The 21228-nt window shown below is 43.2% G+C and carries 14 protein-coding genes; 6 read left to right on the forward strand and 8 right to left on the reverse strand.

Annotated elements, in window-relative coordinates; translation table 11 throughout:
* Positions 1 to 444: 444 nt before the first annotated feature.
* Together GUY17_RS04310 and GUY17_RS04315 are read left to right on the forward strand one after the other, a co-directional pair.
* A complete protein-coding gene (locus GUY17_RS04310; RefSeq protein ID WP_101085950.1) occupies positions 445 to 1935 on the forward strand; it encodes a SulP family inorganic anion transporter in 1491 nt (496 codons plus the stop codon).
* A gap of 32 nt (positions 1936 to 1967) precedes the next feature.
* On the forward strand, positions 1968 to 2822 hold the full coding sequence (locus GUY17_RS04315) for a universal stress protein (protein WP_162024283.1): 855 nt from the start codon (positions 1968 to 1970) through the stop codon (positions 2820 to 2822).
* Between the two features lie 231 nt (positions 2823 to 3053).
* Here the strand turns inward: GUY17_RS04315 and GUY17_RS04320 are convergent.
* From GUY17_RS04320 to GUY17_RS04335, 4 genes are all read right to left on the reverse strand, one after another.
* A protein-coding gene (locus tag GUY17_RS04320; protein ID WP_162022409.1) for an IS3 family transposase occupies positions 3054 to 4213 on the reverse strand; the annotation gives its coding sequence in 2 pieces (ribosomal slippage) (positions 3054 to 3955 and positions 3955 to 4213; 1161 coding nt in all).
* Between the two features lie 240 nt (positions 4214 to 4453).
* The gene (gene fdhF, locus GUY17_RS04325) at positions 4454 to 8680 is read right to left on the reverse strand and encodes a formate dehydrogenase subunit alpha (protein ID WP_162022410.1); all 4227 of its coding nucleotides are present in this window, start codon (positions 8678 to 8680) and stop codon (positions 4454 to 4456) included.
* Between the two features lie 456 nt (positions 8681 to 9136).
* A complete protein-coding gene (locus tag GUY17_RS04330; RefSeq protein ID WP_162022411.1) occupies positions 9137 to 9853 on the reverse strand; it encodes an oxidative stress defense protein in 717 nt (238 codons plus the stop codon).
* A 164-nt stretch (positions 9854 to 10017) separates the two neighbouring features.
* The gene (locus GUY17_RS04335; protein ID WP_162022412.1) at positions 10018 to 10923 is read right to left on the reverse strand and encodes a LysR family transcriptional regulator; all 906 of its coding nucleotides are present in this window, start codon (positions 10921 to 10923) and stop codon (positions 10018 to 10020) included.
* A gap of 91 nt (positions 10924 to 11014) precedes the next feature.
* Here GUY17_RS04335 and GUY17_RS04340 point away from each other — a divergent pair, with 91 nt between their 5' ends.
* On the forward strand, positions 11015 to 11830 hold the full coding sequence (locus GUY17_RS04340; RefSeq protein ID WP_162022413.1) for a class II aldolase/adducin family protein: 816 nt from the start codon (positions 11015 to 11017) through the stop codon (positions 11828 to 11830).
* 136 nt (positions 11831 to 11966) lie between these two features.
* A complete protein-coding gene (locus GUY17_RS04345; RefSeq protein WP_162022414.1) occupies positions 11967 to 12848 on the forward strand; it encodes a bile acid:sodium symporter family protein in 882 nt (293 codons plus the stop codon).
* Positions 12849 to 12999: 151 nt separating this feature from the next.
* Here the strand turns inward: GUY17_RS04345 and GUY17_RS04350 are convergent, their stop codons facing one another.
* The gene (locus tag GUY17_RS04350; RefSeq protein WP_162022415.1) at positions 13000 to 14004 is read right to left on the reverse strand and encodes an AraC family transcriptional regulator; all 1005 of its coding nucleotides are present in this window, start codon (positions 14002 to 14004) and stop codon (positions 13000 to 13002) included.
* Between the two features lie 141 nt (positions 14005 to 14145).
* Here GUY17_RS04350 and GUY17_RS04355 point away from each other — a divergent pair, with 141 nt between their 5' ends.
* The gene (locus tag GUY17_RS04355) at positions 14146 to 14475 is read left to right on the forward strand and encodes a 2Fe-2S iron-sulfur cluster-binding protein (protein ID WP_162022416.1); all 330 of its coding nucleotides are present in this window, start codon (positions 14146 to 14148) and stop codon (positions 14473 to 14475) included.
* 10 nt (positions 14476 to 14485) lie between these two features.
* Positions 14486 to 15643, forward strand: a complete 1158-nt coding sequence (locus GUY17_RS04360; RefSeq protein WP_174839629.1) for an alkane 1-monooxygenase — start codon at positions 14486 to 14488, stop codon at positions 15641 to 15643.
* 53 nt (positions 15644 to 15696) lie between these two features.
* Here GUY17_RS04360 and GUY17_RS04365 read toward each other — a convergent pair whose 3' ends face one another.
* The 3 genes from GUY17_RS04365 to GUY17_RS04375 form a co-directional block, all read right to left on the reverse strand.
* Positions 15697 to 16842, reverse strand: a complete 1146-nt coding sequence (locus GUY17_RS04365) for a sensor domain-containing diguanylate cyclase (RefSeq protein ID WP_174839630.1) — start codon at positions 16840 to 16842, stop codon at positions 15697 to 15699.
* A 539-nt stretch (positions 16843 to 17381) separates the two neighbouring features.
* Positions 17382 to 17753, reverse strand: coding sequence for a DP-EP family protein (locus GUY17_RS04370; RefSeq protein ID WP_162022418.1), 372 nt, complete (start codon positions 17751 to 17753; stop codon positions 17382 to 17384).
* 23 nt (positions 17754 to 17776) lie between these two features.
* The gene (locus GUY17_RS04375) at positions 17777 to 21070 is read right to left on the reverse strand and encodes a winged helix-turn-helix domain-containing protein (RefSeq protein ID WP_162022419.1); all 3294 of its coding nucleotides are present in this window, start codon (positions 21068 to 21070) and stop codon (positions 17777 to 17779) included.
* Positions 21071 to 21228 lie beyond the last annotated feature (158 nt).

The raw sequence follows: 21228 nt of genomic DNA on the forward strand, positions 1-21228 counted from the left end.
CATAACGTTGGGCTTTGTTCAGTTGAGCATTAAAAGGGGATAGCTGAGTGTTGTATCCACTTTAACTGCTCTGACAAGGCTCTAAACCAGTAAACGTGTCCGCGGTGTTACTGTTTAAACGCTTTGATTTTACTTATGCAACCCTTTATACTTGCCGCTGCATTTTTATGCACTGCGCGTTTAATAAATTTTAAGCCTAATTTACACATATTGCCGAGGTCGTTTTTCCATAATGAATATTAAGCCGCATTAGTTTTCCCTCCCTATTTGGATCGTTAAGATCCGTCCGTAATTGCTGCCATGTTGGTAGTTTTTGTTGTATATCACTATCCAATATCATTTTGTCGCATTAATGAGTTAATTTCACCGCTGACGCACGCTGATATCTCAGGCGTTAACATATGTTATTGGCATATTGGCTAACATTAAAACAGAGTAAAATACATGATACAAAACATGAAAAAAGAATGGTTTTCCAACATCCGTGGAGATCTGTTAGCAGGTATAGTCGTCGCGCTAGCGTTAATTCCTGAGGCGATTGCCTTTTCTATTATTGCTGGGGTTGATCCAAAAGTGGGTTTGTACGCTTCATTCTGTATCGCTGTGGTTATCGCGTTTACGGGTGGACGTCCTGGAATGATCTCTGCGGCTACTGGTGCTATGGCGCTATTGATGGTGACCTTAGTTAAAGAACATGGTCTTGAGTATTTATTAGCAGCAACGTTATTGACCGGCATATTTCAAATTGCAGCAGGTTACTTAAAGCTTGGTAGTTTGATGCGTTTTGTCTCGCGTTCGGTGGTGACCGGCTTTGTGAACGCACTCGCCATTCTGATCTTTATGGCGCAGTTGCCAGAGCTCACTGATGTGACGTGGCATGTATACGCTATGACCGCCGCTGGACTGGGTATTATTTACTTATTCCCACTCATCCCAGTTATTGGTAAATCGTTGCCGTCACCTTTGATCTGTATTGTCGGCTTAACCATTTTTGCGGTTTACATGGGATTAGATATCCGTACCGTAGGCGATATGGGACAACTTCCTGATACGTTACCAATCTTCCTTTGGCCAGAAGTGCCATTAACCCTTGAAACGTTAATGATTATCTTCCCTTACTCTGCTGGTCTTGCTGTTGTGGGTTTATTGGAATCGATGATGACAGCGACCATTGTTGATGATTTAACCGATACGCCAAGCGATAAAAACCGCGAATGCAAGGGCCAAGGTATTGCGAATATCGGTGCTGGTTTATTGGGCGGCATGGCAGGTTGTGCCATGATTGGTCAATCAATTATCAACGTTAAATCAGGCGGGCGTGGGCGTTTGTCGACATTTTCTGCCGGTTTGTTTTTGCTAATCTTGATCGTGTTTTTAGGTGATTGGTTAAAAATGATCCCTATGGCTGCACTCGTTGCCGTGATGATCATGGTGTCTATTGGAACCTTCTCTTGGGATTCTATTCGTAATCTTAAACATCATCCTTTATCGACCAATCTTGTGATGGTTGCCACAGTTGTTGTGGTTGTCGCTACCCATAATTTAGCGATTGGGGTATTTGTAGGTGTGTTACTTGCCTCGTTATTTTTTGCCAATAAAGTGGGCCGTTTTATGGTGGTTAAAAACACCGACACTTCAGCAGACACTGGCCGTCATTATCAAATTATTGGCCAAGTCTTTTTTGCCTCAGCAGATAAGTTCAGCAACTCATTTGATTTCAGAGAAGTGGTTGATAAGGTGACTATTGATTTATCTTTGGCACATTTTTGGGATATTACTGCGGTATCGGCGCTCGATAAAGTGGTGATTAAATTCCGCCGTGAGGGCACTGAAGTTGAGTTAATTGGTCTTAATGAAGCCAGCGCTACCATTGTGGATAAATTTGGTGTGCATGATAAACCCGAAGACGTTGAAAAAATGATGTCAGGTCACTAAGCCCATAGCCACACTATAAAAGGATAATAATGATGACAAATGTGATTGCCTGTATCGATGGTTCAAAAGCAACACGCGCGGTATCTGATGCTAGTGGCTGGGCGGCTATGCAGTTGAATGCCCCTGTGACGTTACTACATGTATTGGATAAGTCTGCCTATCCTACAGAGTTAAATCTGTCGGGAAATATTGGCCTTGGTAGCCGAGAGCATCTGCTTGCTGAAATGGTTGAACTTGAAGGGCGCATGAGCAAACTCGCGCTCGAAGAAGGTAAATATATGCTACAAGATGCGCAAACGAGCATTGTGGCGGCGCAACCTTCTGTGACTGTGCAAACACTGCAGCGCCATGGCGATTTAGTTGAAACGCTACTTGAGCAGGAAGCTGATGCCAGACTGGTGGTTATTGGTCGTCAAGGTGAGCAACATCAAGATCAAGCGCAAGCGATTGGCAGTCATTTAGAAAGTGTTATACGCACGCTTAAACAGCCGATTTTAGTGGTGATGGCTGATTTTACAATGCCAAGCCGTTTTATGATCGCTTATGATGGCAGCGCCACCTCGAAAACCGTGCTTGAACGAGTGATAAACAGCCCACTACTTAAAGGGCTCGCATGCCATTTAGTGATGGTGTCTGACAATCAGTCTCAAGCGCTGACCGAATTGACTTCAGTTGCAGACTCTCTTACCGAGGCTGGTTTTGAGGTAACAACTGCGGTTTGTCAGGGCGAGGTGCAAACGGCTCTAGAGGCTTACCAGCTAGCACACCAAATTGATTTAATGGTAATGGGTGCTTACGGTCATTCACGTATTCGTGAATTTTTTGTTGGTAGTAATACGACACGGATGATCAGTAAAAGCCACATCCCGTTGTTATTGTTGCGCTAAGCAAAAAAGACTAGCGTCGCTTCGCTGCTAGGGATAGCTTAAAAAAATGATAACAAGCGATGACAAGCGAACGCTGCGCTTACGGATAGAAGGATCTAGCACCTAGGCGCTTGGCTTGTTATCGCTTGATACCGCTCATTATCTCTGGGATAGGGATAGTTTAAGAAATGATAACAAACGATAACACGCGAACGCTGCGCTTTGTAATGGTCAAGTATTTCTGGAGAGATTTTAAGCCGCTTTTTTTAACTCATTATATTTTTGATGTGGCGTCTTATAATCTATTGCTGAATGTCTGCGTTTGTAATTGTAGAACTGGATATATTGCTCAACCACACTGACTACAGAACTGTGATTGATAAAGGCTAAATGGTTCAATCTTTCAGTCTTTAAACTCCTAAAGAATCGTTCCATCACGGCATTATCCCAACAATTTCCTCTACGACTCATACTTTGTTTAATGCTTAAGTGCTTTAGCTTTTCTCTGAACACGTTAGCAGAGTACTGGCAACCCTGGTCTGAGTGAAACATCAACTCCTGTGTATTTGGCCTCTGACGTTGTATCGCGTTATTTAATGCCGCTGTCGCTAACGCGGTATTGGGTTGGCTTGATAAGGCATACCCAACGATTTCTTTCGTTCCTAAATCAAGTACACAGGCTAAATAACTCCATCCTTGATGTGATTTTATGTAGGTAATGTCACCCACCCAATGAGTGTTATAAGTCGTAGGGTTAAACTGCCGTTTAAGCAAATTGGGTGCGTAAACATGTTCGTCACCAGTGTTAGGATAGTAATGCTTTTTCTTTGGCCTAATCGCTTTTAATCCCAAATTTTTCATTACTGTAGCAATGGCGTAAACCCCGACTTTACACTCTAAATCTAATAAGTCGGCCTGTATTCGACGTTTGCCATACGTCGCATTTGAATCAGAGAAGGCTTGCTCTACAAATTGTATCAGAGTCTGTTTTTCAACGCTTTGTGGTATCGGTTTGTAATAAAAACTACTGCAACTGACCTCGAATACGCGGCACAACTCACTCATTCTAAAGCCTGGGTTTGCTTTCTTTACTTCGCGCATCATTTTAAGTTTTGATTGTCTCGAATGAAGAAAGCTGCAGCCTTTTTTAAGATATCATTATCCCTCATTGCTTGTTTTAGTTGGGCTTCTAGGAGTTGAATTCTTCGTTGGTCTTCAGTTAATGCTTTGGCATTTTCTGGTGTTTTACCGGCTAATTCAGCTTGGTACTGCACTTTCCATCGAGACACAGCAGATTTACCCGCACCTGACATATCTTCAATTTGCTTGTTCGTGTAACCCTGTTCGACCATCAGCTTGGCATATTCTAATTTTTGAAGAGGGCTAACAGTGATTTTCGTTTTTCTAATCATGATAAATACCTTTAAGATTTTGCTTATTTTAAGCTATAAATCTCTACAGTTTCATTAGACCATTACATAATACCGCTCATTATCTCTGGGATAGGGATAGTTTAAAAAATGACAACAAACGATGACAAGCGAACGCTGCGCTTACGGATAGAAGGTTCTATCACCTAGGCGCTAGGCTTGTCATCGCTTGTCATCGCTTGTCATCGCTTGTCATCGCTTGATATCGCTCGTTACCGCTTGTCATTCAACACTTGGCAGCAGTGACTTTTCTGCTTTAACGGCACACACCTTATATTCTGGAATTTTTGCAATGGGATCCAATGCATTAATGGTCAGTTTATTGGCTGCGGCTTCGGCAAAGTGGAACGGTAAAAATAATACTCCTACCTGAGCCCGCTTAGTCACAAAGGCGGCTATGTCTATTTCTCCGCGGCGAGTACTCAGTTTCAACATATCACCGTTATTGACTCCCAATTGCTCGGCATCAAAAACTGAAATCATTACTCTGGGCGCGCCTTTAATATCCAATTCCGGGGTTTTACGCGTCATAGTGCCAGTATGGAATTGTTCCAGTAAACGGCCTGTTGAAAGGGTTAATGGATATTCGCTATCGGGCATTTCGGCAGGTAGTCGATAACTCACTGGCATCATTCTGCCTTTACCGCGTAAAAATGTTTCGGTATGCAAAATCGGTGTGCCAGGATGGTTTTCATCAAAGCATGGCCACTGTATACCATCTACCTTGTGTTCAAGTCGTTGCCAGGTAAGGCCTTGATATTGCGGGGTGACGTGGTTAATTTCTTGCCAAATATCTTTGGTGCTGTGGTAATGCCAATTAGCATCAAGGCTGTTGGCAATCATTTGGATAATTTTCCAGTCTACAATCGCATCCCCCGGAGGGGTTAACGCGACACGTAATTGTTGTACCCGACGTTCTGTATTGGTGAAATGGCCATCTTTTTCGGCAAAGGCGGTTGCGGGTAATACCACATGAGCCATCTGTGCGGTTTCGGTTAAAAAGATATCTTGCACCAGCATAAATTTAATTTTAGATAGTGCAGCGATGACGTGAGCTTGGTCCGGATCGCTTAGCACTGGGTTTTCTCCCAAAACATACAGAGCATCGAGTTTACCTTTCACAATCGCCTGCATGATTTCAGTTGCTGCTAATCCTATCTCTGAATTTAGCGATGTATTGCCCCAAGCTTTGGCAAATTTAGCGTTATTAGTCGGATTGATTTTTTGGTAACCGGGATAATAATTGGGTAACGCGCCCATATCACAAGCGCCTTGAACATTACTTTGGCCGCGCAGTGGGTTTAGTCCGGCGCCTGTTACGCCAATATTGCCACACAGCAATTGCAAGTTGGAGGTGGACACAACGTTGTCGTAACCTGAGGTATGTTGAGTAATCCCCATGGCATAATACAAGGCGGTTTTGCTGGCGGTGCCGATCATTTTTGCCATAGTGGCAATATCTTCGGCACTCACGCCAGTTATTAACGCTGCATTGGCTAAGTTGTAATCTGGCTTCATCACTTCTTGCTTGAGCAATTCATAGTCTTCAATACGGCTATTGATGTAGTGCATGTCTTGCCAGTTATTGATGATAATTTGCTGCATGATGGCATTGAGTAACATCACATCTGTGCCCGGTTTATGTGACACATATAAATGGGCACTGTCTGCAATAGCCGTTCTCTTTGGGTCCGCGACAATTAAGCGCGCGCCGTGTTGGCTGACCGCTCTTTTAATGTGAGAGGCGATAATAGGGTGGGCGCTGGTGGTATCGGAGCCAATGATAAAAATTACATCTGAGTCTTTAATGCTGGGAATATCATTGGTCATGGCCCCGCCGCCAATGGTATCGGATAGCCCTGCGACAGACGATGAATGACATAATCGTGCGCAGTGATCAATGCTGTTGGTGCCCATAATGCTACGGGTGAACTTTTGCATTAAATAGTTTTCTTCATTGGTGCATTTAGCAGAAGACAATGCAGCAAACTTGCTTGGCCCAGCAGCATCTTTAATCGGTTGCAGTTGCTGTGCTATATAATTAATGGCTTCAGACCAAGAGGCGGGTTGCAGCTGACCATTTTTGCGAATTAATGGCGTTGTAAGGCGTTTAGGACTGTTTAAAAAGTCAAAACCAGAGCGCCCTTTAACACATAACATGCCTTCATTGACCACTGATTGAGTATCGCCAGATACTCGCATTACATGATTTTTGTCCTGGTCGACATGCAGTTCAACCCGGCAACCAACGCCACAATATGTGCACACGGTTGAGGTTTTGATTAACGCTCTGTCGCTACCTTGGGTTTTATCGCGGGCATCAACCAAAGCGCCAGTAGGGCAAACTTGAACACAGTTACCGCATTGCACACAATCGCTGTCATTCATCGACGCAGTAAAGCCAACTCGAGGGGCGTTGCGGCTAATGCCTGCTGTTGTAGCATCGGGTAGTGCTTGATAACTATTGGCTTCAAAGCTGATAACGTTATGACCACTTTGTTGATGGCAAGCATCAATACAAGCGGCGCAACTGATACAGCGATTAGCATCGAAAGTAATAAAAGGCGCACTGTTATCGACTTTAAATTTACGCGCCTGAGTTTGATCCAGTGTTTTTCCGTCGACTTTATATTCGGTGGCATAATCGCGTAATTTACAATCGGTATTGGCTTGGCAAGCGCACTCCAAACAGCGCATCGCTTCTTTCATTGCCTCATCGGGAATGAATCCTAGTTCTACCTCGGCAAAGTTAAGCGCTCGATTGAGCTGGTTTAGCTCTGGCATTTTTAAGCGGCGACGCTTGGCTGTCTCTGGGTATAAGTTAGGGTAAGCGTTGGGATATAGCGCTGCAGATAACGAGGCTGTTTTGTTGGCCTTTCGTGAGTTAAACAGTCCAGGTTCTAAATGACAAGTTAAGCCTTCAGTTAACAATCCTTCAATGGCTTCAGCGGCTTTTCGGCCATCTGCTACCGCACCAACAGCAGTACCAGGGCCAGTGCGGGAGTCACCGATAACAAATAGTTTTTCTACCCCTGCAGACATGGTTTGCTCGCAGCCAAGGAAGGTATGCCAGCGGGTGAGGGCAATATGACCAGTGTCTATTTGATTTTCTGGCTGGTCTAAAAAGGCTAAATCCACTTGTTGAGATACCGCAGGAATTACGGTGTCGAATGCTTCTTCAAAGGTTTCTCCAGTCGCTTTGGGAGAGCGGCGACCAGATTCATCGGGCTCGCCGAGCGCCATTTTAGCAAAGGTGACGGATTTAACCCGGCCTTGGTCATCGCTGTGGTTTTCCAGAGGATTGGTGAGGAAATGAAATTTAACCCCTTCCTCTTCTGCTTCATGTATTTCATAGGGCTCCGCTGGCATTTCATCACGGCTACGGCGATAGATTAAGGTCACATCAGCGCCATCGCGCACAGCGGTACGGGCGCAATCAATCGCAGTGTTACCGCCACCAATGACGGCCACTTTTTTGCCTGTAATGAATTTTTTGTCGGTGCAATAATCGCGTAAATAGTCCACACCTAAATAACAACCGATTAAATCACTGCCAGGGTAATTCATTGGCACGGCTTTTTGCGCACCAATCGCGAGGCAAACCGCATCATAATTGGCCACTAACTCGGTTAAATTGGTATCACGACCCAGTTCAACTCCAGTTTCAATCTTAAGTCCATTGCGGGTGAGCAGTTCAATCTCTTTATCCAGTATATCTTTAGGTAAGCGGTACTCTGGGATGCCGTAACGTAACCAGCCACCTGCTTTAGGGGCCGACTCCATAATGGTGACATCGTGACCATTATTAGACAAATAATAACCCGCGGTGAGTCCTGCTGGGCCACTGCCGATAATCGCAATGCGCTTGTTGGTAGTGGGTGCTTTTGGCGGAACATAAGACTCTGCATCGTGTAAATCTAAGTCTGCTGCATGACGTTTTAATTGGCGAATTGCCACAGGTTCATCTACCAGTCCGCGGCGACACTGGGCTTCACAAAAAGCCGGGCAAACACGGCCAATAGACAAGGGTAAAGGTAAGGTTTGCTTGATGACTTTGACGGCTTCTTTATGATCACCTCTGCCGATATGATACAGGTACGACTGCACGTCAACGCCGGCAGGACAGGCGGTTTGGCAAGGTGCTTCACAATCAGCAAAGTGATCACTCAGAATATCTTTGAGTGCTTGTTGACGAAGATGGCTTAAGTGGCTCGACTGAGTAATGACCTCTAAACCCGTTTCTAGCGGTGTTTCACAGGCGCGAACACATCGTAAACTGCCATCTTGGTTTTTGATTTGTACTTGGCACAAATTGCAGTGTTGTCTCTCTTGGCGATGAGAATAATCACATAAGCTAGGGATGTTAATACCGGCGTTTTTTGCTGCCTGTAACAAGCTGTCTGCTTTAGGAAGCGAAAGTGTTGTTCCGTCGATAGTGATATCAATCATTGCAAAGCCTTTTCATTTTTTGAGTCACGGGCAAAGTCTAATGCCTTTGAGGATGGGACGAGTAGGGCGTCAATAGGGATAAAAAACTAAACCTAAAATGGGATTAATGTCAGCAATGGCAGATTAAGCTGATAACCTTGCGCTCGCATCTACAGTCTATGCATCAAGTTTAATTTGAGGAGTGATTTTCAGATGTGACTTAGATCATTTTTATTGCGATTAAATATGTATTTTATATTAATGTTATAATAAACAATTAACTACTTGTGGTTTTACGTCGTAATTATTGCTAGGAGAGTGATGATTTGTTGTCATTGTTCACAATTGTGGACAGTTGGTTGTGATGAGAGGATTCATCGCTGTTGCAACCATTGCAGTTATAGCCATTGCTGTTACAACAATGGCTGTCACAAGAAAGCAGGTTGAGTAAATGATATTCAACCCGCTTGTTTATTGTTACTTCAATCTAAAAACCACTTCAACTCTGTCGCTAATCGCGACTTGGCCTTGTTGATAGGTTTGCGCTACATCGGCATTCATTTTCATGCTGGCGCGGTACATTTCTGGCTGATTAGCTTGTTGCGGAAAGTATCTTACTTGCCAAACCCCTGCAATTTGTTCACCAAAGCCTTTGGCTAAAGATTGAGCTTTTTGCTTGGCATCATCAATCGCGGCTTGGCGAGCTTGCGCAATGATTTTGGCTTCTTGGCTCGACTTTAGTTCGATATTATTAACGTTATTAATCCCTTCAACCAAAGCGCTGTCGAGTAATTCATTTAAGCTGTTAAGGTCAATTACGGTAATGGTCATTTGACGGCTAGCGTTATAACCCGTGAGTTTACGCGGTTCATTTTGCACATACATATATTGCGGATTAAGTTGTAAGTTAGCACTTTGGATGTGTTTTTTGTCGACTCCAGCTTTGAGTAATCGTTGCATAAATTGGCTAACGGCTTCGTCGGCTTTGTCTTTAGCCGCTTTAGCGCTATCGGCTTCTATAGATACTTGAACATTGATAATAGCCATGTCTGCTGCAGCTTCAATGGTGCTTGTTCCCACTGTTTCAATATGAGCAAAACTGAGCTCGGCTGCTTGCACTGGCGATAAACTGCTGGTGGCGGTTAAGGTAAATAATGAAGCAGAAATGATGCTTGTGAGTAATATTTTGTTCATTGATAACTCCGCTAATGGTTAGCTAAATACTGTTTTCACACAGGTAAAGTGGGTCTGTTATGAGTGTAAACGGTGCAAATATAAAAAAGGGTTTTTATTTTTGACTATTTTCTGCGATTTATTTCTTACGGTTTATTTATGACTTACTAACTACTTAACAGAAACTAAAACAACTGGGCCGAGATATTAAGCAATTTATTTCTGATCCATTGATTTACCGGATCGTCTTGGGCTTGTTGATGCCAATACATGTGTACCGCCAGTTCTGGCACCTCAAAGGGGAGTGGCGACACTACAATTGGCATGGTTTGTTGTAACAACATGGCGTAGGTGTTTGGCATGGTCATGATCAAATCTGATTGGCAGATGACGCTGATGGCGGCAAAGTAATGCTCGCAGCGTAATGCAATATTGCGGTTAACGCCTTGATGGGCGAGTGCCATGTCGACGGTGTCGATGCTGAAGTCTTTTAAGCTCACTAATGCATGAGATGCGGCGGCATAATTAGCGAGGGTGAGCTGCTGTAAAATCGGATGGTTTTGGCGACACACTAATGAAAATCGTTCGCTGCATATTAGAGTGTTGCAAATATCTTTATGGGTTGGCATCAGTACATCGATAACAATATCTAAACTTTGCTGCGCCAGTGACGGCTCAAGTTCAGTGCGTTTAATTTGACGACTGTTTAAGGTGATGTTGGGGGTGTTATTGAGTAAATCGGGCATAAGAATAGGAAAGAACATTGACTCTAATATGTCTCTTAAGCCCAGTTTTATCTCGCGTTTGTGTTGCTGTATGTCAAATGTAGCGGGCTGGCTAACAGTATTATTGAGTAACAGCAGCGCTTGTTGCACGTCGGGAATCATTTTTTGGCATAAGGCGGTTGGCACCATTTTACGACCATGACGGACAAATAAAGGATCGTTAAATTTGTCGCGCAACCGAGCAATAGCATGGCTCACAGCCGGTTGTGTTAGGTGTAGCTTACTGGCCGCAGCAGTAATACTGCCTTGCTGATATACAGTGCTCATAATGAGGAATAGGTTCAAATCAATCTTACTATGCAGCATATTAATAGTTATCTATGATTTAGTATCATTTGAATTTATTTTAGGCTTGGTTAAATTAAAGTCAAACTAAACCAATAAAAGTAGACTCAACATGACCGCTATAAATGACACTCAAGCACAGCAAATTCAAAAGATGACCATTGGCACAGATAAATATCCAATGCCGTTACCGCCAAAATTTGATAATAAACAGCAGCAACAACAATATGAAAAACAGCGTCTAGCGGCGGCATTTAGAGTATTTTCCCATTACCGATTTGATGAGGGTTTAGCAGGGCATATCACCTTGCGTGATTGTATTGATCCTGAGTCGTTTTGGGTTAATCCATTAGCGGTGCATTTTTCTAAAATTAGGGCTTCTGATTTAGTGCGAGTTGACCATAAAGGCAATATTTTGGAGGGTAAGCATCCAATCAATAATGCCGCATTTGCGATTCATTCGCGTATTCACCATGCTCGCCCCGATGTCAACGCAGTGGCTCACGCCCATACTACTTATGGGCGTGCATTTTCATCACTAGGTGAGTTACTTAAACCTATTTCTCAAGACGCATGCATGTTTTATGAAAACCACAGTGTGTTTGACACTTTTACCGGCGTGGTCGCCGATTTATCTGAAGGCGACATGATCGCAGAGGCGCTACAAGGCCATGCTGCGGTGATATTGCAAAATCATGGTTTGCTTACCGTAGGCAAGTCTGTTGATGCGGCAACGGCTAATTTTGTCATGTTAGACAGTTGCTGCCACAGCCAGTTATTGGCACAGGCGGCGGGTGAACTTAAATTGATTGGCCATGAAATTGCGACTAAAACTCGCCAAATTAATGGCTCAGACTTAGTGACATGGGGTAATTTTCAACCTTTGTATCAGGTCATGTTGGCGCAAGATAACAGCTTTTTAGATTAAGCCTGTTAACGACGCCAAAGGGCGGTTTGATTTTGATAAAACCGTATTCATGCAGCTATATTTCGCAAGAACGTATTCTGTACTGATGCTTATGATACTCGCTAAGTCTGCTTAGCGAGCAAGGATGCAATTCCCTATGACAGGTTCGATTATTACCGAAATACTGCTGCCATTGTCGCTCGCCTTCATTATGTTTGGCATGGGCTTAAGTTTAACTCAATTTGATTTTTTACGTTTATGGCAAACTCCAATGCCGATTATTGGCGGCTTTATTGGCCAAATTATCGTGTTGCCTTTGTTGGCTTTTACGCTTTGTTTGTTGATGGACTTATCGCCAGCGATGTCGATAGGGTTAATGATTTTGGCTGCCTGCCCCGGTGGCACAACCTCAAATGTTGTAAGTCATCTTGCTAAGGCTAATTTGGCTTTGTCGGTGAGTTTGACTGCACTGAGTAGCATTGTATGTGTTTTTACCGCGCCGTTTATCATCCAATTTGCGGTTAGCTATTTTAGTGATAGCCATGATATTGAAGTGTCATTAAGTAGTATTTCATTAGGGTTATTGGTGATTACCTTGCTACCGATTATGTTTGGCATGATTGTGCGGCGTTATTATCGCGATTGGGCTGTGAAGGTTGAGGTGTATTTTAGGCGCTTTGCGTTAGTGTTTTTATTGTTGATGATTACTGGGGTGGTGATTCAAGAAAGTGACATTATCAGCGATGCTTTTAACGAGGTGTTTATTGCGTGCATGTTGTTAAATTTGCTTGCCATGATGGTGGGCGTAATTACTGCCAAACTATTCAAATTAAGCCATAAAGATAGTCTAACGTTGGCCATTGAAATAGGTTTGCAAAACTCCACTATGGCAATGCTTATTTGCATCAGTTTACTGCATATGCCCAGTTATGCTGTGGTAGCTGGAGTGTATAGTTTAACGATGTATTTAGGGGCTGGCTTGTTAATCGCGTATGCCCGTTATGCTAGAAACCAAAAACATACAGTTCAATCTAGCTAATTACATAAGTGCTATTAATCAACGGATTTTGTCGGTTAGTTAATAGCTTAGTTATTTACTTAGGGCTTAGTTAATCACTTAGTCTTTAGTTACATAGTGTTTAGTTACTTCGTTAGTTAGTGCTTAGACACTTATGTTCCTAAATCGAATGTTATGTTACTCTTTTTTGCTGGCGGTATTCACTGGGTGTGGTGCCTTGCCAGCGTTTAAAAGCCCGCCGAAAGTTAGCCACATCTACATAACCTAATTGATATGCCAATTGCTTAATACTGCCATTAGATTGCGATAAGTATTGCTTCGCAATATGGTGATTCACCGACGCGACAATGTTTTTATAGCTTGTTTGTTGTTGGGTTAAATGGCGATGAAGAGTCCGTGGGGTCATATTAAAATGCGTGGCTGTATCGCTTAAGCTTGGCAGTGGCATCGGACTTTGTAGTAAATACTGATACAACCTATCGCTAAGGCTTTGCTGTAAATTAAGTTTTTTCAGTTCGTTAATACACCATTGTTTAGCTTGAACAAACGAGCTGGGATCGGCCATATCCAAGCGTTGATTTAATGATGCTTGAGTTAATATTAGCTGGGTACTGGCTTGGTTAAAATGCACTGGGACTTTGAGTAATGCAGAGTATTGTTGCCAATAGGCTGGTGCTGCGAACCCCAAATTAACCTGGCTTATTGCAGGTGATAACGGGGTGGTTTGTTGTAACAAGTTGGCAATGGTGACGAGCAAAGCATCCATAAACGGTTGTTGAATCACGCCCAATGGTTGTATCGCTTGCAGTGTGATAACCATACTGCTGGCGGTTTCATGGGTATTAACATTAACTAATGGTGTGCGTGTATTGATAAATTGCTTCAATGTATCAATAGCTTGTTTAAGGGTACTGCTATTAAGGATGGCAAATCCCATCATGCCATGGGTGTTAATGCCTATTCGGCTGCCGACATGTAAACCTAAGTCTGGCCGTGCCGATAGATGAATTGCAGACGTTATCAGTCGTTGATAATCATCAAAACTCACTTGAAAGTGTGGGTCTTGTAGTTGTTCAAGCATAAGGCCGTTATGGGCTAGCCATATATCGACATTGCATTCCCACAGGCGCAGCTGTTGATACACTTGGTTTAAGTAAAATACAGGAAGCAGCTGCATAGCAATCTTATTAATGGCTTTGAGTTAGTTGTAACGGATTTTGCTGTGCTTGTCTATTAATGACCCCTTAATGTCCATTCTTCCCTCTTTGTTATATTTCTGGTTGGCGTACAGTAAACCTTTAATCACCAAGGAATGTGTATGTTGTCTATGTTTACTGCCAAACCGGTTAGCCTAACCATTAATGATGAAATAGTGATAGCGAAAACTAGCGTTAAACACTCTATTTTAACCGCCGCGTTGGCCGCCAACATTGCCTTTCCGCATCATTGCCGAGTAGGCAGTTGCGGTGCTTGTCGATGCAAGTTGATTGCTGGCGAAGTGAAACAATTAACCGACAGCGCATATGTTTTATCGGCTGAAGCCATCGCTCAAGGAATGATTTTGGCCTGTCAGAGTCTGCCTAAAACTGATGTGAACATTCACGTTAATTTACGCCAGCGTCCTTTAGCTGACGAACCGCAAGCATAAGGACGTGGCCATGTTTAAATACCTTAAATTTATGTCGTTTCATCTTATGGCGGTGCTCGCTATTATCAGCATCACTTTGGGTGGAACCTATATCAGCATTGGCTTTGCTATTTGGGTTGCGGTGTATTTGGGGGGTGACATCGTGTTTGGTGATGATACCGCGACGCCACAATATCGCTATCCGGCTTTGCTTACGTGGCAATTGTGGTTGGCGCTGCCATTGACTGTGATATTAGTGTTTGTGTGTTGCTGGCAATTTGCCAGCCAAGATATTGGCCAATATGGCGCATGGGTCACTCGTTTTACGGGGTATGACACTCTGTTAGCAAGGCAAAACACCAGCATGATTCAATATGGGGTGATGGTGATTTATTTGGGCTTAGTGGTTGGCGTAATGGCGACGATTACAGGCCATGAGCTAACGCATCGTACTTGGCAGCCGGTGTCATTATTGATTGGACGCTGGTTATTGGCATTTAGCTTTGATGCTAACTTTGCCATTGAACATGTATATGGCCACCATAAATACGTTAGTACCTTGAACGATCCTGCTACCGCCCCTCGTGGTCGTGGTGTTTATGCACACATTATTATTTCGACCATTAAGGGCAATATTAGTGCGTGGCACATTGAGCAACAAAGGCTGGTGCGTAAACAGTTAGCGGTATGGAGTTGGCACAATAAAGCGTTACGAGGTTACGCTATGAGTGTCGCTATTATGGTGTGGGTATTTTGGCTTGCTGGTTGGCAGGGGTTAAGCTTTTTTGTATTAATGGCGTTATGGGCTAAAGCGACTTTAGAGATAGTCAATTACATGGAGCATTATGGTTTGGTTCGCGAACTTAACTCGCCAGTAAAACCTCATCATTCTTGGAATACCAATAAGCGGGTAAGCTCGTGGGCAATGTTTAACTTAACCCGACATTCACATCATCACGCTCAAGGGCAGTTACCTTACCATCAGTTATCGCCTTATCCCGATGCACCGCAAATGATTGGCGGTTACCTTAGTACCTTTGTATTGACCCTCATTCCGCCTTTATGGCATCGACTTATGCTGCCCAAATTACAACATTGGGATGCACATTTTGCCACGCCAGCTGAATATAATATGGCCCAGCAGGCAAATCAACAAAGTGGCATTGCAACTTATCAAGCGTGTTGTTAACCCTTTGATTGTTTGATTGTTTGATTGTTTGATTGTTTAGTAGCTAATAGATATTAGCTACTCATATTAATGCGGTTACGGCCTGTTGATTTGGCGCGGTAAAGTGCTGTGTCTGCGGCGCAAACCAGTGCGGTTGGCGTGCGGTATTGACCACTGCGTTCACAGGCAATGCCCTGGCTGACACTGATTTTGGTTTGTGCAGGTAACCCTATATCGGTAAAGCTTAACTGGTTAATACGACGTTGAATATTTTTGGCAATGTATTCTGCAGTTAACGGATTACTGTTGGGCAAAATGACCACAAACTCTTCACCACCATAACGGGCAGCCATCGCATTGTTAGACGGGAGCACCTCTGCCAGTACTTGGGCAATTTTTTGCAAACATTTATCACCGTTAACATGACCATACTGGTCATTAAACATTTTAAAATAATCGACATCGATAATGATTAAACACAGCGGTTGATCGTGGTTAATGCTGTCGTTCCAGTTGGTTTGCAGGGCATCATCAAAAGCATGTCGATTGGCAAGACCGGTTAATTTGTCAGTATGGGCTAAGTGGCGCAGTTTATTGTATTCGGCTTTATGCGAAGTCAGGTTATGCATAATGCCAATAAATAACGGCTCAGAACCTATCTGCATCGACGGTAAACATGACAATGATAAGTCTGCTTCGAGTAACGTGCTGTCGGCGCGATTAATGATAATTTCTTTAGGGCCATGATTAAACTGAGTTACTTTGTTGCTTTGATCGCTGGCGCTGTTCCACAAGGTAAATAAAGATAGATACTCATCTTTAAAAGGGCTTTGTAGATAATCGGTCCAGGTTTGACCGATTAACATTTCGGCTGGGGCACCGAATAATTTAGCGCCTAACGGATTGATCATCTCAATGACGCCAGCAGAATTAATCACAAAAATCGCTTCTGAAATCGCGGTGATCACATTGAGCAAGGTGCTAATTTGTAGGTTATCTGCTACTGCCATTTTGCCATTATGGCTTGCTGAGGTGGCATCAAAAGTTGCATTAAAAGTGGTATCAAAAATGACATCTGTTGCTGATGAGTTGGATTGTGGTTCAGCCTCAACTCGCAATGGTATTTTTATCGCGCTGGGAAATTTAGCGAATGAGTTTGTTAATTTAGTCACACGAGAAATAGTGTCATTGAGTTCAGTTAATTTATCATTGGTAAACATGGTGCATTCCCTTAAGCGTTTGGTATTGGTAACCCCTTGTTGATGTCAAACACTTTATTAGGAATAAGGCTTATTTACCTTTCGGTAACCTTCTGCTTTTAAGTTGTTGATTTTAAACTGTTTAAAGTTGCTATTTATTGTGTGAATTTGTTGTGATTGAGTTGACTCTATTGCATGTACCTTGGATACAAGCTGATTTTGTTGCTGGTTTTTAGGATTTGTCTCACTAAAATCGATAGTGTTCTTAGCTTAAATAGCCTTTTTTGCGGCTATATTTGATTGCATCTTTGACAGATAGTAAGCCGTTACAGGGAGGTAGCGAGACCGCTATTTGACAGGCGTTTGTTCATCGGTCTATTGAGAAATGATTGGTTTTTGAGTTCGGTTAACGGGTAAAAGGTAACTCCAACCTCGGGTTATGCTACTGGATAACACAAGTCGTTTTAGCAATGGTTATGTTATTGATTAAGTTGCTCTGTGGTTCAGCATAAAAGCTCAGGGCAAGCCTGAGCTTTCGTCATATTCAACTCATCGAATATTTAGTCTGGGTGATTAACAACTTCAGGATCTGGGCTGAGTACCAATAAGGTATTGCTGGTGTTCGACAACACAAACTGAAAACTGGTATTGCCTGCTACTTCATCTAAATCGGTTAAGTGTATCAAGCTGCCATTGTTGCAGATGCTTACGGCATCAATAATGCCGTCAAATGGGGTAATAAAAGCCGCGCCAACAAATCTAAGTCCTTTGCCCGTTTGATCAATAAGTTGGTACGTGATGGTACAGTTTTTAGTAATAATAACATCACCGCTTTTAGGGGTGCCATCGTGATTGGTATAACTGAAAAACGGCTCGCCGTTTTCTAGGGTGACGGTGAGATTAAAAAATGTTGTATCTTGAGTTGTTGACATTATATTTTCCATTTTTTGTTGGTTTAGGGTTTAGGGGTAAATCTATAATTGGTTATTGCCGATTTATCTAACAGTTGTAACAAGTCAGGATACTTATTCAATTCGCCTAAGCAGTCGAGTGCTTTAGCATAGGGAATCGTATACTTAGGGTCGCTGTTGTTATCTATAATCAGTGCCAGTTGGTTTTTAGTCTGTTTACACTGAACATTAACTTGCTGTGATGGTTCTATAGATTTCATCAAAATGGCTGTAAGAATGGTACTTTCAGCTAAATCGGCAGTGTAAGCCGTATTTTGGTGAAACTCGGTGATTAATTGATTAAACGAGGTTATTGCCTGACGCGCAAAAAGTAGGCTTTTTTGTAACTGTCCTTGTGATGCTAAATAATTTGCAGCTGCCAGCTGATATTTAGCCCATAACTCGTTCTTTTTACTAGAAGTTGTTAAAGTCGCATCGGTTTCAAGCATAGCCGCCAAAGAGTTAATACTCTGACCCATAGTGTTTTCAATAGGTATCGAACTATATGTCAACATATCAAAGTAAGCATAATATTGTTGGATTTTCAAAATATCATTTTGAGGGTCTTGTTTAAAGGCCTTGGTAATAGTAGCTAAACGGAGTTCGGCAGTTGAAAATACTTCCTGATGTTTGCCTTGATAGTTTAATAATTTAGCCAGCAGACCATAACTACTCGATAATCGTTCAAGTAAATAAGGCTGCTTTTCTAAAGCTTGATTGGCCAACTGCTGTTGAATTTGTTGGTGTATTTGTATCGCAGCGGTAATGTCGCCTTGGGCGGTGGCTGCACTGGCAATCCATGATTGTGCATTGGCCACATCAGCAATCATTTTGCTATTACTTGGGTCTTGAACTAGTACTTTTTGTTTTAACTGTAATGATTGCTCAAATGCCTCTCGTGCAGCAGCAAAGTTTTGCTGCTTCATATGTATCGAGCCAAGAGAGTTTTGCGCGTACGACAACTCCATTAACGCATCGTCATCGTCTGGCGCGTATTGATACATGGCTTGGCTGTATGTTAAATATTGTTCAAACCAAGGTTGAGTGGCAAGCCAATCACTTTTATCGTACTCAAGCAGACCGATCCAATAGGCATTAGCGCCTAAGGTTTTAAGTAAACTAAGGTTTTGAGGTTGTATTTCGAGTAACGGCTGCATGCGCTCACGGGCGGCGATTAAGGCGCTGCGGGCTTCGTCGGTATTGCCGCGAGAATAGGCCACTTCGCCCATGGCCTCTAAGGTTTGGCTGTGTTGAAACTGGGCTTCAAAGCTTAAATAGCTGGCATCGTCGGCAGAAAAATCGCTGAAATATTCCAATGCTTTATTGCTGATACCATCGAGCAAGTCCATGCGGCCAATACCGCGCATTTTGTCGGCGAATTCACCCACCATAAAACCGAGTAAGTTTTCTGCCGCTAGGCGTTTTTGTTGTGCCTGGGTTTCGGCCTCAATGCTGCGAACACTCATGGCGACAGAAATCAATGTCAGTGTCACAAGGGCTAGCATGACTGCACGGCGGCGCCAGCGTCCGATGTTGGCTTGTTTGCTAGACGCTTGAATGAGTGCGAGCTCTTGAGGCTCCAGGTTAAACAATTGGTTATTGAGCAATGTGCTTGCTTCTGCCAATGGTTTACCTTCTGCTAGTAAATAAGCACTACTTTTTGACTCCGCCAGCCAGCGGTTAGATTGATGCTGTAAACGGCTTTTAATAGCTAAACTGTCCTTGTGTTCGGTTATCCATTGGGTCGCGCGGGGCCAGCGCCTTAATAGCGCTTCGTGGGCAATACTAAAGCAGGCTTGATCTTGTTGCAGATGGGAAACAAACAAACGGTTATCGACCATGGCTTTGACGAGGTTTATTTCGGCATCACTACTGAGATCGCTCCAGCGGGCGGTGCTGCTGGTGATCGATTTTTCATCTTCGGTTAGGGTGACTAACATCGACAGTATTTTAGGCAGTGCGGCGCGTTCGCTGTTGTTTAATTGGTTGAGCACTTCTTCGGCATTTTTACCGATGGCGCCTTCAATCCCCCCAAGCGAATGGTATACCGACACCAATAATTGGTTGTTGTCATCTTTGTTTAAATACAGTGATTGCAAGGTGTATTGCAACATGGGCAGAGCATCGGGGTTTGAGGCGGCTTCACTGCAAAGTATTTCGTCCAACGGCATTGCCGTATCGGGATCGAGTGTCCATGTGAGGTTAGCTGCATTGGCCGGCAAGCGGATCATTTGCATCAGCTCTGATCGGGTTGGGGCCGATAAATCGAAATGTGAGCCATTGGCTTTGCCTGCCATTAGGCTTGGGTGGCTAACGACCTGAGGGTAAAAGTCATTGCGGCAAGCACTGATAATTAATACTACCCCTGAAACCGCAAGGGTTTCGAGGATATCTAATACATTGTTGCGTTCGGATTCGGTAAATAATGGCGACGCTAATAAGATTTCTAAACGGTCGATAAACAATGAAAAATGGGGCCGACTGTATTTTGGGGCATTGTCATCATCGATTGATGAGTATTTGGCTAAAGCTAGCTGACAATATTCAATAACGGTTTTGATGTCGTTTTGCAGTTTGTTTGCCAACATATCGGCACTACAGTCGGTAAACACCGCTTGGTCATTGATTTCCCAGTCGAGCATAGCACTGGCGATATCGATAATTAACCTGCCTTTAGTGACATCGGCTAAATCTAGGTTGGCATTATCGATTACGCCAACCCCGTTAAAGCCATTTTTTGACATTAAATTCGGCATGATACCGGCATTAATTAACGATGATTTACCTGTACCGCTGGGGCCGAGGATTAAACAGAAGGCTCGGCCAAATTCAACTTGTTTAGTGATGCGATTTAATAAGGTGTCAACTTGCTCACTTCGGCCAAAAAATACATTGGAGTCGTTGGTGTCAAATGCGCGTAACCCCGGAAACGGCGAGGCGCCTTGCCATTGTTGGGTAGTGACTTTGGCATGATGACCAATAGGGAATTCAACACTGGCGATGGTGCGATAACCGCGTTTGCGGATGGTTTCTATGTACTGCGGATTAGATGCTTGATCGCCTAATGCTTTACGCAGCTGGGTAATGACTTTATGCAGCGGATTATCGCCAATGGCGATGTTGTTCCAGCAGTGATTAATAATATCGTCTGCTGCCAGTACTTCCCCTTGGTGTTGGCACAGTAAACGCAATACATCCATGGCTTTGGGTTCAAGACTGCGAATAACATCGCCAGACTGAATGCTATTGCTGTGAGGATTAATTTGCCAATCGCCAAAAAAGAAAGTGCTGTCATTCATCTGTAATTAATTTCCGATTGGTTAATCGCGTTAAGTTATAAGCAATAAAGATTACGTCACGATGACTCTTATTGAGAGTCATCTTTAGGCGTACTACTTCTGCTTGTTTGATTGTATCGTGCGACTACGTTAATGGTATTTTTTTGCAATATTTTAAA

Source organism: Shewanella sp. Arc9-LZ, assembly GCF_010092445.1.
Lineage (GTDB): Bacteria > Pseudomonadota > Gammaproteobacteria > Enterobacterales > Shewanellaceae > Shewanella.

Excerpts from the sequence above, each read along its gene's own strand:
- GUY17_RS04315 (WP_162024283.1), top strand. The coding sequence starts at position 1,968 with ATGACAAATGTGATTGCCTGTATCGATGGTTCAAAAGCAACACGCGCG.
- GUY17_RS04360 (WP_174839629.1), top strand. The coding sequence starts at position 14,486 with ATGTTTAAATACCTTAAATTTATGTCGTTTCATCTTATGGCGGTGCTC.
- GUY17_RS04330 (WP_162022411.1), bottom strand. The coding sequence starts at position 9,853 with ATGAACAAAATATTACTCACAAGCATCATTTCTGCTTCATTATTTACC.
- GUY17_RS04310 (WP_101085950.1), top strand. The coding sequence starts at position 445 with ATGATACAAAACATGAAAAAAGAATGGTTTTCCAACATCCGTGGAGAT.
- GUY17_RS04355 (WP_162022416.1), top strand. The coding sequence starts at position 14,146 with ATGTTGTCTATGTTTACTGCCAAACCGGTTAGCCTAACCATTAATGAT.
- GUY17_RS04340 (WP_162022413.1), top strand. The coding sequence starts at position 11,015 with ATGACCGCTATAAATGACACTCAAGCACAGCAAATTCAAAAGATGACC.
- GUY17_RS04350 (WP_162022415.1), bottom strand. The coding sequence starts at position 14,004 with ATGCAGCTGCTTCCTGTATTTTACTTAAACCAAGTGTATCAACAGCTG.
- GUY17_RS04365 (WP_174839630.1), bottom strand. The coding sequence starts at position 16,842 with ATGTTTACCAATGATAAATTAACTGAACTCAATGACACTATTTCTCGT.
- GUY17_RS04370 (WP_162022418.1), bottom strand. The coding sequence starts at position 17,753 with ATGTCAACAACTCAAGATACAACATTTTTTAATCTCACCGTCACCCTA.
- GUY17_RS04345 (WP_162022414.1), top strand. The coding sequence starts at position 11,967 with ATGACAGGTTCGATTATTACCGAAATACTGCTGCCATTGTCGCTCGCC.
- GUY17_RS04375 (WP_162022419.1), bottom strand. The coding sequence starts at position 21,070 with ATGAATGACAGCACTTTCTTTTTTGGCGATTGGCAAATTAATCCTCAC.
- GUY17_RS04335 (WP_162022412.1), bottom strand. The coding sequence starts at position 10,923 with ATGCTGCATAGTAAGATTGATTTGAACCTATTCCTCATTATGAGCACT.
- fdhF (WP_162022410.1), bottom strand. The coding sequence starts at position 8,680 with ATGATTGATATCACTATCGACGGAACAACACTTTCGCTTCCTAAAGCA.